The sequence below is a fragment of the Pseudomonas palleroniana genome, from assembly GCF_022836895.1.
In the GTDB taxonomy this organism is placed as follows: Bacteria; Pseudomonadota; Gammaproteobacteria; order Pseudomonadales; family Pseudomonadaceae; genus Aquipseudomonas; species Aquipseudomonas palleroniana.
The window spans coordinates 2537071-2549758 of sequence record NZ_CP092411.1; the positions used below are offsets into that span (position 1 = coordinate 2537071).

Genomic DNA, 12688 nt, shown 5'->3' on the forward strand with positions numbered 1-12688 from the left:
CTTCGCTACACAAAGTGCATCGGGTGCCCCTAGAATGCGGCTCCACTCCCTCTGGCTTCTGGGGCACTCATGCACATCTCTTCCGGCCGCTGGGTCTATGGTTTTCTCCTGACCCTGCTGACCGCGCTGCTGTGGGGCATTCTGCCCATCAAACTCAAGCAAGTGTTGCAGGTCATGGACCCGATCACCGTCACCTGGTTTCGCCTGACGGTGGCCGGCGGTTGTTTGTTCGTCTACCTCGCCCTCACCAAACGCTTGCCCAGCCGCCAGGTGCTCGGCCCCAGGGGCGGCTGGCTGGTGGTCATGGCGGCGTGCGGCCTGGTGGGCAACTACGTGCTGTATCTGGTTGGCCTGAAGATGCTCAGCCCTGGTACCGCACAACTGGTGGTGCAGATGGGGCCAATCTTTCTGATGGTCGCCAGCGTGTTTGTGTTCAAGGAGCGCTTCAGCCTGGGGCAGGGGCTGGGCCTGGTGGTGCTGATCATCGGCTTTGGCCTGTTCTTCAACCAGCGCCTGGACGAACTGCTGACGTCCCTTGGGGCCTACACCGCCGGGGTGCTGACCATCCTGCTGGCCACCACCATCTGGGTGTTCTACGCCCTGGGCCAGAAACAACTGCTGACGGTGTGGAATTCGCTGCAGGTGATGATGGTGATCTACCTGTTCTGTGCCTTGCTGCTTACACCCTGGGCGCATCCACTGGAAGCGCTGGACCTGAGCCCGCTGCAAGGCTGGCTGTTGCTGGCCTGCTGCATGAACACCCTGGTGGCATATGGCGCTTTCGCCGAGGCGTTGGCCCATTGGGAAGCGTCCAGGGTCAGTGCGACCCTGGCGCTCACGCCCCTGGTGACATTTGTCGCGGTGGCCCTGGCCGCGTGGTGGTGGCCGGACGCTGTGCAGGCCGAAGAGATCAACGCCCTGGGCTATGCCGGGGCGTTGGTGGTGGTGCTGGGCTCGGCGACGGTGGCGTTGGCTCCGTCGTTGCTCGCCGGGCTCAAGGCCCGGCGCTTGCGCATGGCCTCCTAGTTGCCGAGCATGTCCTCAGGGCGGACCCATTGCTCGAACTCTTCATCGGTAAGGTAGCCCAGCTCCAGCGCGGCCTCCCGTAGTGTGAGGCCTTCGGCGTAAGCCTTCTTGGCGATCTCTGCCGACTTGTCATAGCCGATGTGCGGGTTGAGTGCCGTGACCAGCATCAGCCCGCGCTCCAGGTGCTCGGCCATCTGCGTAGCGTCAGGCTCGAGACCGGCGACACAGTGCTCCTGGAAGTTATTGCAGCCATCGGCCAGCAGGCGGATCGATTCCAGCAGGTTGTGGATGATCACCGGTTTGTAGACGTTCAACTGCAAATGCCCTTGGCTGGCGGCAAGGCCGATGGTCACGTCATTGCCCAGTACCTGGCAGGCCAGCATGGTCAGCGCCTCGCACTGGGTCGGGTTGACCTTGCCCGGCATGATCGAGCTGCCCGGCTCGTTGGCCGGCAACTTCACTTCGGCCAGCCCGGCGCGGGGGCCGGAGCCCAGCAGGCGCAGGTCGTTGGCGATTTTCATCAGCGCCACGGCCAGGGTTTTCAGCGCGCCGTGCAAGGTCACCAAAGGCTCATGGCCGGAGAGGGCGGCGAACTTGTTGGGGGCCGTGACGAACGGCAAGCCTGACAACGCCGCCAGCTCGGAAGCAATCGCCTCGCCAAAACCGTGGGGCGCATTGAGCCCGGTGCCGACGGCGGTGCCGCCCTGGGCCAGCTCGCACACGGCGGGCAGGGCGCCACGGATCGCGCGTTCGGCGTAGTCGAGTTGGGCAATAAAGGCCGAGAGTTCCTGGCCGAAGGTGATCGGCGTTGCGTCCATCATGTGGGTGCGACCGGTTTTCACCAGCTTCATGTGCCTGGCCGCTTGCTCCGCCAAACCGCCGGAAAGATTGGCGATGGCGGGCAGCAGCCGTTGATGCACGGCCTGCACGGTGGCGATGCTCATGGCCGTGGGGAAGCAGTCGTTGGAGCTCTGGGAGCGGTTGACGTGGTCGTTGGGGTGCACCGGGCTTTTACCGCCACGCTTGTTGCCCGCCAGCTCGTTGGCACGGCCGGCGATGACTTCGTTGGCGTTCATATTGCTCTGGGTGCCGCTGCCGGTCTGCCACACCACCAATGGGAATTGATCGTCATGCTGCCCGTCGAGCACTTCGTCGGCGGCCTGTTCGATCAGGCGGGCGATATCGGCGGGCAGGTCGCCGTTGCGGTCGTTGACCCGTGCAGCGGCCTTCTTGATCAGGGCCAGGGCGTGCAGCACCGCAAGCGGCATGCGTTGTTCACCGATGGCGAAATTCACCAGCGAACGTTGGGTCTGCGCGCCCCAGTAAGCGTCCTCCGGGACATGAACTTCCCCCAGGCTGTCGGTTTCGATACGGCTCATCGGGCACACTCCTTCAGGTTCGTTTGCGCAGTTTAGGCTGTGATCGGCCGGGCGGGTTCCCTAAAAGACTTTTCATCGGCAAATCCACGTCCGACAAGGGGCGGGGTTGAGCCATAAGGTTTTTTAGGCGCAGAATGGGCGCCCTTGGGGTCTTACCTCGCCTGCTAGAAAAGGAAACTCGATGACTCGTCTTCGTGCCATCTGTACCGCGGTTGCTCTGGTTTGCGCCAGCGGCCAGGTTCTTGCCGATACCGCCAGCCACAACGCCAGTGCCGAAGCCTTCCTTACCCTGGCCCACGCCGACAAGCTGGGTACCCCGGTGTACATGCAAGTGCAGCAAATGTTCGCCCAGCGTTTCGAACAGACCAAGGCGCCTGCCGCCAAGCAGTCCGTACTGGACAGCTACCAGGCCAAGGCCAATGCCGCCCTGGACCAGGCCATCGGCTGGCCGAAGCTGAAGCCGGACATGGTCAAGCTCTATACCAGCAACTTCAGCGAGTCCGAGCTCAAGGACCTGGTCGCTTTCTACCAGTCGCCACTGGGCAAGAAAGTCCTGGAAAAAATGCCGCAACTGACCCAGCAATCGGCCCAGATGACCCAGGCCAAGCTGGAAAGCGCCGTGCCGGTCGTGAACAAGCTGTTGGAAGACATGACCAACGAGCTGATGCCGAAAGCCGCCGCACCGGCCAAGAAGAAGTAAGCAGGAATGACCATGCAACAGCGTATCGAAACGGCGCTTGCCGCCCTGGGCTCCGATCATCTGAGTGTGCTGGATGAAAGCCACATGCACAGCCGCGGGTTGCAGACCCACTTCAAGGCCGTGCTGGTCAGCCCGCAGTTCGAGGGGCTCAACCGCGTCAAGCGCCACCAGAAGGTCTACGCCACCCTGGGTGATCTGATGAGCGAGTTTCATGCGCTGGCGCTGCATACCTACACGCCTGACGAATGGGCGAAAATCGACGCAGCCCCGGCCTCGCCGACCTGCGCCGGCGGGCATGATTAATGAGCGGGTGTCTCTGACACCGGGCATTTGTTAGAATCCGCAACGCGCCGCTTAGCCGGCGCGTTTTTTTTGCATCCGGTTCACCCTTTACGAGGGTAGCCACCTGGAGAGAACACCCATGACTCAACCGATTGTCGTGGCGGCACTGTACAAGTTCGTCACCCTCGAAGATTACGTCGCTCTGCGCGAACCCCTGCTGCAGGCAATGGTCGACAACGGCATCAAAGGCACCTTGCTGATCGCCGAAGAAGGCATCAACGGCACTGTTTCCGGCAGCCGCGAAGGCATCGATGGCCTGATCGCCTGGCTGAAGAACGATCCGCGCATGGTCGACATCGACCACAAGGAATCGTACTGCGACGAGCAGCCGTTCTACCGCACCAAGGTCAAGCTCAAGAAAGAGATCGTGACCCTGGGCGTCGAAGGCGTCGATCCGAACAAGAAAGTCGGCACCTATGTGGACCCCAAGGACTGGAACGCGTTGATCAGCGACCCGGAAGTGCTGTTGATCGACACCCGTAACGACTACGAAGTCTCCATTGGCACCTTCGAAGGCGCGATCGACCCGAAAACCACCAGTTTTCGCGAATTTCCCGACTACATCAAAGCCAACTTCGACCCAGCCAAGCACAAGAAGGTCGCGATGTTCTGCACCGGCGGCATTCGGTGTGAGAAAGCGTCGAGCTATATGCTCAGCGAAGGCTTCGATGAGGTCTACCACCTCAAGGGTGGCATCCTGAAATACCTCGAAGAGGTACCCCAGGAAGAAACCAAATGGCAGGGCGACTGCTTTGTATTCGACAATCGCGTGACGGTCCGCCACGACTTGAGCGAAGGCGACTACGATCAATGTCATGCCTGTCGCACGCCGGTAAGCGTCGAAGACCGTGCGTCCGAGCACTATGTGGCCGGCATCAGTTGCCCGCATTGCTGGGATAAGCTGCCGGAGAAGACCCGTCGCAGTGCGATCGACCGGCAAAAGCAGATTGAACTGGCCAAGGCCCGCAATATGCCGCACCCGATTGGCTTCAACTACAAGCAAACCCCTTCCGAGGCCTGAGCCATGTCCGCGCGCCTGCTCTATGTAATGGACCCGATGTGTTCCTGGTGCTGGGGCTTTGCCCCGGTGGCCGAGGCGTTGGTGGAGCAGGCCCAGGCCGCCGGCGTGGAGCTGCACCTGGTGGTGGGCGGCTTGCGCACCGGCAGCGGCGCGGCGCTGGAGCCTACGACCCGACGCTACATCCTGGAGCACTGGCAGGCGGTCACCGAGGCCACCGGCCAGCCGTTCAAGCTTGAAGGCGCATTGCCCGACGGTTTCGTCTATGACACCGAGCCTGCGTGCCGTGCCATCGTCACTGCACGCAGCCTGGCGCCGGATTGCGCGTGGAAGCTGCTGGGGCTGATCCAGCGTGCGTTTTATGTCGAGGGCCGCGATGTGACCCTCGCCAGTGTGCTGGTGGAGTTGGCGGAGAAGGCGGGCATCCCGCGCATCGAGTTTGCCGGTGAGTTTGACCGCGCCGAGCAACACGCGGCGACGGCCGCCGATTTCACCTGGGTGCAGGACCTGGGCATCGCCGGTTTCCCGACGCTGCTCGCCGAGCGCAATGGCCAGTTGGCCTTGCTGACCAATGGTTACCAGCCGCTGTCCGAGCTGTCGCCGTTGCTGGCTCGATGGCTGGAGCGAGCAACCTGTGCATGACCAGCCTGACCTCGAGCCGAGCAAACGCACTGATCGCCTGACCTGGGCGGAAATCCGTCGCCTGGCCCTGCGTCACAAGAAATCCTTGTGGCTCGCCAACGGCGTCGCCGTGCTGGCGACCCTGTGCAGTGTGCCCATTCCGTTGCTGTTGCCGCTGCTGGTCGATGAAGTACTGCTGGGCCACGGCGACGCCGCGCTCAAGGTGATGAACCACGTCTTACCGCTGGGCTGGCAGAAAGCCGCCGGTTATATCGGCCTGATGCTGCTGGTGACCCTGCTGCTGCGCTGCGGTGCGCTGGTATTCAACGTCGTGCAGGCGCGGCTGTTCGCACGGCTGGCCAAAGACATCGTGTACCGCATCCGCGTGCGCCTGATCGAACGGCTCAAGCGCATTTCCCTTGGCGAATATGAAAGCCTGGGCAGCGGCACGGTCACCACGCATCTGGTCACCGACCTCGATACTCTGGACAAATTTGTCGGTGAAACCCTCAGCCGCTTCCTGGTGGCCATGCTCACTCTGGTGGGCACCTCGGCCATTCTGGTGTGGATGCATTGGCAACTGGCGTTGTTGATCCTGCTGTTCAACCCGCTGGTGATCTACGCCACGGTGCAGTTGGGCAAACGCGTCAAACACCTGAAGAAGCTGGAAAACGACAGCACCTCACGCTTTACCCAAGCGCTGACCGAAACCCTGGACGCCATCCAGGAAGTGCGCGCCGGCAACCGCCAGGGCTTTTTCCTCGGGCGCCTCGGCCAGCGTGCCCTGGAAGTGCGCGATTATGCGATCAATTCCCAATGGAAAAGCGACGCCTCCAGCCGCGCCAGCGGGTTGTTGTTCCAGTTTGGTATCGACATCTTCCGGGCTGCGGCGATGCTCACCGTGTTGTTTTCCGACCTGTCCATTGGCCAGATGCTCGCCGTGTTCAGTTACCTGTGGTTCATGATCGGCCCGGTGGAGCAGCTGTTGAACCTGCAATACGCCTACTACGCGGCGGGTGGGGCGCTGACGCGGATCAACGAGCTGCTGGCGCGCGCCGATGAGCCGCAATATGCCGGTGGCGAAGATCCGTTTACCGGGCATGAAACGGTCGGTATTGATGTACGGGGCCTCAATTTCGGCTACGGCGAAGATTTAGTCCTCGACCAGCTTAACCTGAGTATTGCGCCCGGAGAGAAGGTCGCCATCGTCGGTGCCAGTGGTGGCGGCAAGAGTACTTTGGTACAACTGCTGCTGGGCTTGTATACCCCGCAGGCGGGCAGTATCCGTTTTGGCGGTGCCACCCAGCAGGAGATCGGCCTGGCAACCATTCGTGAAAACGTTGCGGTGGTGCTGCAGCATCCGGCGTTGTTCAACGATACCGTGCGCGCCAACCTGACCATGGGCCGTACCCGTTCCGACCAGGCCTGCTGGCAGGCATTGGAGATCGCCCAGCTGGATGCTACCGTCAGGGCGTTGCCCTTGGGCTTGGACAGCGTGGTGGGGCGTTCCGGCGTGCGCTTTTCCGGTGGCCAGCGCCAGCGCCTGGCAATAGCGCGGATGGTGCTGGCCGAGCCGAAGGTGGTGATTCTGGATGAGGCGACCTCTGCTTTGGATGCCGCCACCGAGTACAACCTGCATCAGGCGCTGGCGCGGTTTCTCAGCGGGCGTACTACACTGATTATCGCCCATCGCCTGTCGGCGGTGAAACAGGCCGATCGGGTACTGGTGTTCGATGGTGGGCATATCGCCGAAGATGGCGACCATCAGCAATTGATTGCCGATGGCGGGTTGTACGCCAAGCTGTATGGTCACCTGCAACAAGTGCGTTGAGTTAGCTTAGGCTGTGCTGTCGGGGGCGGATTTTCGCGTGCGTATTCAGCTGTGCATGTGCAAGGGACTTCATGAAGCAAAAACGAACTCTCGGAACACCACGGTTGTTGGGCATTGTCTGGCCTTTTATTGCCGTTGTGCTGTTCCAGGCATTGTTGGGTTGCGTCAGTCTCTACGTGCTTTCAGCGGTGCGTGGCTATGTGGCTGGCGAAAGTCTTTGGTCCAAGGGGCAGAAAGATGCCATCTATTACCTGACCCTCTACGCCGATAATCGCGACGAAGCCACTTACCTCAAGTATCAGCACGCTATCGCCGTGCCACAGGGCGGGCACGAGCTGCGCATTGCCCTCGACCGTCCCGTCCCCGACCTCACCGCAGCGCGCCTGGGTATTCTCAAGGGTGGCAACCACCCGGATGACGTTTCCAGCCTGATCTGGCTGTACCTCAACTTTCGCCATTTCAGCTACCTGGAAAAAGCCATCGCACTGTGGACCGTGGGCGATGGCTACCTGGTACAGCTGGATGAACTGGCCCAGTCGATGCACCGGGCGATCAGCGCCAATCAAGTCAGTGGCGACAACGTGCGCGACTGGAAGGCGCACATCATTGCGATCAATGACGGCGTGACCCCGGCGGCCAAGGCATTCAGCGATGCCTTGGGCGAGGGCTCGCGGATGATTTTGCGGCTGTTGCTGATCACCAACCTGGCCACCGCGTTGGGGCTGATTGTTCTGGCGCTGCTGCGTACCCACAAGCTTCTGGCCCAGCGCCATGCCTTCGCCAATGCCCTGCAAGTCGAGAAGGAGCGGGCGCAGATCACCCTGGAGTCGATCGGTGACGGGGTGATCACCACCGACGTCGATGGCGCCATCACCTACATGAACCCAGCGGCGGAGGCGTTGACCCACTGGAAAAACCCCCAGGCCCAAGGCCTGCCCCTGGCGGCGTTGTTCAACCTGCTGGACGAAAGCGCCGAGCCCGACGGCTTTACCCTGATCGAGCGCATCATCAAGGGCCGGCTCGGTGGCGGCAGCGAACATTCCAAGCTGATCCAGCGCCTGGACGGCAGTACGGTGTCGGTGACGCTGGTGGGGGCGCCGATCCGCAGCGCCGGCAAAGTCAGCGGTGCGGTGCTGGTGCTGCACGACATGACCCAGGAGCGCCAGTACATCGCCAACCTGTCGTGGCAAGCGACCCATGATGCCTTGACCGGCCTGGCCAACCGTCGCGAGTTCGAGTACCGCCTGGAGCAGGTGCTGCAACAAGTGGGGCGCCAGCAGGGTGGGCGGCATGCGTTGATGTTCCTCGACCTGGACCAGTTCAAGCTGGTCAACGACACCTGTGGTCATGCGGCCGGTGACGAGTTGCTGCGTCATATTTGTGCGCTGCTGCAGTCGGACCTGCGCGAAGGCGACACGCTGGCTCGGTTGGGCGGCGACGAGTTCGGCATCCTGCTGGAGAACTGTCCGGCGCCGGTGGCCGAAAGAATCGCCGAAAGCCTGCGCCATACCGTGCAGAGCCTGCATTTTGTGTGGAAGGGACGGCCCTTCATGACCACCGTCAGTATCGGCCTGGTGCACATCTCACAAACCCCGACCACCCTCGAAACGTCGTTGCGGGCGGCAGATATGGCGTGCTACATGGCCAAGGAAAAGGGCCGCAACCGAGTGCAGGTCTACCATGCCGATGACTCGGAATTGTCTTTGCGTTTCGGTGAGATGGCCTGGGTGCAGCGCCTGCACATGGCGTTGGAGGAAGACCGTTTTTGCCTGTACTCCCAGGAAATCTCGCCGCTGGGCCATACCGACGCCGGCAGTGGGCATATCGAAATCCTGTTGCGACTGCACGATGAAGGGGGGCGCATCATCTTGCCCGACAGCTTTATCCCGGCCGCCGAACGTTACGGCCTGATGACATCGCTGGACCGCTGGGTGGTCGAGAACGTGTTCAAGATCATCGCCAAGTGCATGCATGAGCGTCCGGGCCGGCCCATGGCCATGTGTGCGATCAATCTGTCAGGCATTACCATTGGTGATGACGATTTCCTGGGTTTTTTACATGAGAAATTCGCGGCTTATAACATCCCGCCTGAAATGATATGTTTTGAAATAACAGAGACGAGTGCTATTGCCAATCTCGGCAGTGCAATCCGTTTTATTAATGAACTCAAAGCCTTAGGTTGCCATTTTTCCCTCGATGACTTTTGCGCCGGAATGTCCTCATTCGCTTATCTCAAACATTTACCTGTAGACTTCCTGAAGATCGATGGAAGTTTCGTAAAGGATATGCTGGACGACCCGATTAACCGCGCCATGGTCGAAGTGATCAATCACATCGGCCACGTCATGGGTAAGCGCACAATTGCCGAGTTTGTTGAAACCACGCACATCGAACAGGCGTTACTTGAGATCGGTGTGGATTACGCTCAGGGCTACCTGATTGAACGCCCGCAATTGTTTACCTTTGATAGCTTGCAGTGTCGACCTGTGCGTCCGCAGCCTCTGTTATTCAAGGCGCCCGGCACATTCCGCTGAAACATTTGCTGGTCTGTACTATCACACTAAAAAAGGAGCCCTACAGTGATCGACACATTCAACAGAACCGGCCCGCTTATGGAAGCCTCGAGTTACCCCGCCTGGGCGCAACAATTGATCCAGGACTGTAGCGAGAGCAAGCGCCGAGTTGTCGAGCACGAACTGTACCAGCGCATGCGCGACAACACGCTCAGCGCCAAGACCATGCGCCACTACCTGATTGGTGGCTGGCCGGTGGTGGAACAGTTTGCCTTGTACATGGCACAGAACCTCACCAAGACCAAGTTTGCCCGCCATCCTGGGGAGGATATGGCGCGACGTTGGCTGATGCGCAATATTCGTGTGGAACTGAACCACGCTGACTATTGGGTGAATTGGGCGCGTGCCCATGGCGTGAGCCTGGAGGAGTTGCAGGCGCAGAATGTACCGCCGGAATTGCATGCCCTGAGCCATTGGTGCTGGCATACCAGTTCGTCCGATGCGCTGATCGTTGCAATTGCCGCAACCAACTATGCCATCGAGGGGGCGACTGGGGAGTGGTCCGCCGTGGTGTGTTCGACCGGTGTGTATGCCGCCGCCTTCCCTGAGGAAGACCGCAAGCGTGCGATGAAGTGGCTGAAGATGCACGCCCAGTACGACGACGCCCACCCCTGGGAAGCCCTGGAAATCATCTGCACCCTGGCCGGGATGAACCCGAGCAAGGCCTTGCAGGTCGAGTTGCGCCAGGCCGTCTGCAAGAGCTACGACTACATGTACCTGTTTCTGGAAAGCTGCATGCGGTTGGAAAAAGACAACGACAAGATGCTCGCGGCCGTTCGCGAGCGGCCGGCACGCGTCGCCAGCGAGGCGTGATGCAAGCGTGATGGCGGGGGCTTACCCCGCCATCGCCAAGCGGTTACGGCCTTCGCGCTTGGCCACGTACAAAGCGTTATCGGCCCGGCGCAGCAGGCTTTCAGCCGACTCGGCGGCCAACAAGGTTGAGCAGCCGAGGCTCACCGTCAATTCGATCCGCGTCCCCTCCACCCAGTAATCCTGTGCCTGTGCTGCCTGGCGCAAACGTTCGCCGACCATGGCGGCGGCCTCTCGGCCGGTATTCGACAGCAGGATCAGAAACTCTTCCCCGCCAAACCGAAACACCATGTCCACGTTGCGCAACTGGTTTTTGATCGTGGTGGCGATTTCGCGCAGCACGCTATCGCCAGCCGCATGACCGTGGGTATCGTTGATTCGCTTGAAGTGGTCGATGTCCAGCATCAGCAAGGACAACGGGCTCAGGTGCCGCTTGGCCATGTCGATCTCCCTTTGCAGAGTCTGGTCCATGGCGATTCGGTTGCCGGTTTCAGTCAATGGATCACGCAGGGCGCTGCGCGTGGCTGCGCGGTAGAGCAGGGCGTTGCGCATCGGATAGAGCAGGGTCGCCAGCAGGGATTCGAGCTGGTGCAGTTCGTCTTCCATGAAGCGCTGGTTGCGGCGAAAGATCAGCTCACCCAAGTGCTCGCCTTCGTGGCTCAGGCTGTAGCTCACTGAATGATGGCCGCGATGGCCGAACTCCAGGCGCAGGTCGCTGGTTGCGTGACGGTACTGCAGGGCATCCACGGGGACCAGGCGCTGGATTTCGCGAAAGAACAGGCCGAGGATACGCTCCGGCTCGAGGCTGACCTGCAATTGCTGGTTCAGCTGCTGGCGCAATTGGTTAAGGGTGATGGGACGCTGCGGCCGCAGGGAGGGTTGACCAAACCCCAGACGTTGCAATTTGGCACTGTCGAAGTCAATTGCGTTGGTCTGGGTGGGTGTTTTCATAGTTGGACGGCCTCTAAGCACTGAACTGTCTTACAGGCTGGATGAGAATGGCAGAAGCCAAGCGTCTTACTGTTCCGTCAGTTGCGTAAAACAATAGGAACAGTTTAAACCGCTTTAGTCCGGGTTATAACCCCGGGGCACTGCCGCACGTCTTGTCATCGCTTAACCTGCTTGGCAGGGATTAGAGCGAGATTCGTGCCAAATCCTTTTGGCTGTATAAAACGTCTTACAAATCAATGAATTGCTTTTATAACTCAGTGGGGTTGTCGCCTGCTTGCGTCAGTTATTTGGCTGACGGCGGGCTTAGACCAAGGTCGTGCGGTCGATCTGCTCAATCGAGGTGACCCCGGTCAGGGTCATTGCCACGCGCATCTCCTTGGCGAAGATATCGAGCAGGTTTTCCACCCCGTGCTGGCCGTCGGCAGCCAGTGCGTAGGCGGTGGCGCGGCCCAGCAGACACGCTTTGGCACCCAAGGCGAGCATACGCACCACGTCCAGCCCCGAACGGATGCCGGAGTCCACCAGCACGGTGAGGTCATCGCCGACCTTGTCGGCAATCGGTGGCAGGGCCTTGGCGGTGGACAGCACGCCGTCCAGCTGGCGCCCGCCGTGGTTGGAGACCACGATGCCATCGGCCCCGAAGCTCACGGCGTCCTTGGCATCCTGCGGATCGAGGATGCCTTTGATGATCATCGGGCCTTTCCAGAACTCACGGATCCACTCCAGGTCTTTCCAACTGATGGAGGGATCGAAGTTGTTGGCCAGCCAGCCGATGTAGTCTTCCAGGTGGGTGGGTTTGCCCAGGTACCTGGAGATATTGCCCAGGTCGTGTGGGCGGCCGAGCAACCCCACATCGAACGCCCATTGCGGCTTGGTGACGGCTTGCAGCATGCGCCGCGACGCCGCGAATGGCCCGGACATGCCCGAGTGTGCATCGCGGTAGCGCGCGCCTGGCGTGGGCATATCCACGGTGAACACCAGTGTCGTCACCCCGGCCGCCTGGGCCCGTTCCAGCGCGTTGCGCATGAAGCCACGGTCCTTGAGGACATACAGCTGGAACCAGATTGATTGCGCGCTTTGAGACGCCACTTCTTCAATCGAACACACCGACACCGTCGACAGGCAGAAGGGGATGCCTTTATTGGCGGCTGCCTTGGCCGCCTGCACTTCGCCGCGCCGCGCGTACATGCCGGTGAGGCCCACCGGGCTGAGGATCACCGGCATGTCCAGGGGCTGGCCGAACAGGGTGGTCTTGAGGCTCAGGCTATCCACATTGCGCAGGACACGCTGGCGCAGGCTGATCTCGGCCAGGTCCGAACTGTTGGCGCGCATCGTGTGTTCGGCGTAGGCACCGCCGTCGATGTAGTCGAACAGGAAGCGCGGCAGCTTGCGCTTGGCGGCTGCGCGATAGTCGGAGGCGGACGAGATGATCATTGA

At 60.9% G+C, this 12688-nt stretch carries 11 protein-coding genes; 8 read left to right on the forward strand and 3 right to left on the reverse strand.

Annotation, left to right across the window (positions count from 1 at the left end):
- Positions 1-69 precede the first annotated feature (69 nt).
- Positions 70-1026: a DMT family transporter gene (locus MJP36_RS11615; RefSeq protein WP_104994376.1), complete on the forward strand. Its 957-nt coding sequence runs from the start codon at positions 70-72 to the stop codon at positions 1024-1026.
- Here the strand turns inward: MJP36_RS11615 and MJP36_RS11620 are convergent.
- Positions 1023-2405, reverse strand: a complete 1383-nt coding sequence (locus MJP36_RS11620; protein ID WP_104994375.1) for a class II fumarate hydratase — start codon at positions 2403-2405, stop codon at positions 1023-1025. The genes MJP36_RS11615 and MJP36_RS11620 overlap by 4 nt on opposite strands.
- Before the next feature lie 181 nt (positions 2406-2586).
- Here MJP36_RS11620 and MJP36_RS11625 point away from each other — a divergent pair, with 181 nt between their 5' ends.
- The 7 genes from MJP36_RS11625 (at position 2587) to MJP36_RS11655 (ending at position 10303) form a co-directional block, all read left to right on the forward strand.
- Positions 2587-3105, forward strand: a complete 519-nt coding sequence (locus MJP36_RS11625; protein WP_060755932.1) for a DUF2059 domain-containing protein — start codon at positions 2587-2589, stop codon at positions 3103-3105.
- A gap of 6 nt (positions 3106-3111) precedes the next feature.
- A complete protein-coding gene (locus tag MJP36_RS11630; protein ID WP_060755931.1) occupies positions 3112-3408 on the forward strand; it encodes a BolA family protein in 297 nt (98 codons plus the stop codon).
- Between the two features lie 118 nt (positions 3409-3526).
- Positions 3527-4468 (forward strand): oxygen-dependent tRNA uridine(34) hydroxylase TrhO, encoded by a 942-nt coding sequence (gene trhO, locus MJP36_RS11635; protein WP_090369661.1) that lies wholly within the window; start codon positions 3527-3529, stop codon positions 4466-4468.
- A 36-nt stretch (positions 4469-4504) separates the two neighbouring features.
- Entirely contained in the window at positions 4505-5107 is a 603-nt protein-coding gene (locus MJP36_RS11640) for a DsbA family protein (RefSeq protein ID WP_178126907.1), read from the forward strand.
- On the forward strand, positions 5100-6917 hold the full coding sequence (locus MJP36_RS11645) for an ABC transporter ATP-binding protein (protein WP_060755928.1): 1818 nt from the start codon (positions 5100-5102) through the stop codon (positions 6915-6917). Before MJP36_RS11640 ends, MJP36_RS11645 begins: the two co-directional genes overlap by 8 nt.
- Before the next feature lie 71 nt (positions 6918-6988).
- Positions 6989-9451 carry an EAL domain-containing protein gene (locus MJP36_RS11650; RefSeq protein ID WP_244385390.1) on the forward strand — a complete coding sequence of 821 codons (2463 nt, stop codon included), beginning with the start codon at positions 6989-6991 and terminating at the stop codon, positions 9449-9451.
- Between the two features lie 78 nt (positions 9452-9529).
- Positions 9530-10303 carry an iron-containing redox enzyme family protein gene (locus MJP36_RS11655; protein ID WP_218580644.1) on the forward strand — a complete coding sequence of 258 codons (774 nt, stop codon included), beginning with the start codon at positions 9530-9532 and terminating at the stop codon, positions 10301-10303.
- 21 nt (positions 10304-10324) lie between these two features.
- Here MJP36_RS11655 and MJP36_RS11660 read toward each other — a convergent pair whose 3' ends face one another.
- Together MJP36_RS11660 and lldD are read right to left on the reverse strand one after the other, a co-directional pair.
- On the reverse strand, positions 10325-11251 hold the full coding sequence (locus MJP36_RS11660) for a GGDEF domain-containing protein (RefSeq protein WP_104994373.1): 927 nt from the start codon (positions 11249-11251) through the stop codon (positions 10325-10327).
- Positions 11252-11554: 303 nt separating this feature from the next.
- A complete protein-coding gene (lldD, locus tag MJP36_RS11665; protein WP_090369670.1) occupies positions 11555-12685 on the reverse strand; it encodes an FMN-dependent L-lactate dehydrogenase LldD in 1131 nt (376 codons plus the stop codon).
- Between the last annotated feature and the right edge of the window lie 3 nt (positions 12686-12688).

What these genes read in the sequence shown, in the direction of transcription:
- MJP36_RS11620 (WP_104994375.1), bottom strand. Translation starts at nt 2,405, where the DNA reads ATGAGCCGTATCGAAACCGACAGCCTGGGGGAAGTTCATGTCCCGGAG.
- MJP36_RS11615 (WP_104994376.1), top strand. Translation starts at nt 70, where the DNA reads ATGCACATCTCTTCCGGCCGCTGGGTCTATGGTTTTCTCCTGACCCTG.
- MJP36_RS11650 (WP_244385390.1), top strand. Translation starts at nt 6,989, where the DNA reads ATGAAGCAAAAACGAACTCTCGGAACACCACGGTTGTTGGGCATTGTC.
- MJP36_RS11630 (WP_060755931.1), top strand. Translation starts at nt 3,112, where the DNA reads ATGACCATGCAACAGCGTATCGAAACGGCGCTTGCCGCCCTGGGCTCC.
- MJP36_RS11660 (WP_104994373.1), bottom strand. Translation starts at nt 11,251, where the DNA reads ATGAAAACACCCACCCAGACCAACGCAATTGACTTCGACAGTGCCAAA.
- MJP36_RS11640 (WP_178126907.1), top strand. Translation starts at nt 4,505, where the DNA reads ATGTGTTCCTGGTGCTGGGGCTTTGCCCCGGTGGCCGAGGCGTTGGTG.
- MJP36_RS11625 (WP_060755932.1), top strand. Translation starts at nt 2,587, where the DNA reads ATGACTCGTCTTCGTGCCATCTGTACCGCGGTTGCTCTGGTTTGCGCC.
- trhO (WP_090369661.1), top strand. Translation starts at nt 3,527, where the DNA reads ATGACTCAACCGATTGTCGTGGCGGCACTGTACAAGTTCGTCACCCTC.
- lldD (WP_090369670.1), bottom strand. Translation starts at nt 12,685, where the DNA reads ATGATCATCTCGTCCGCCTCCGACTATCGCGCAGCCGCCAAGCGCAAG.
- MJP36_RS11655 (WP_218580644.1), top strand. Translation starts at nt 9,530, where the DNA reads ATGGAAGCCTCGAGTTACCCCGCCTGGGCGCAACAATTGATCCAGGAC.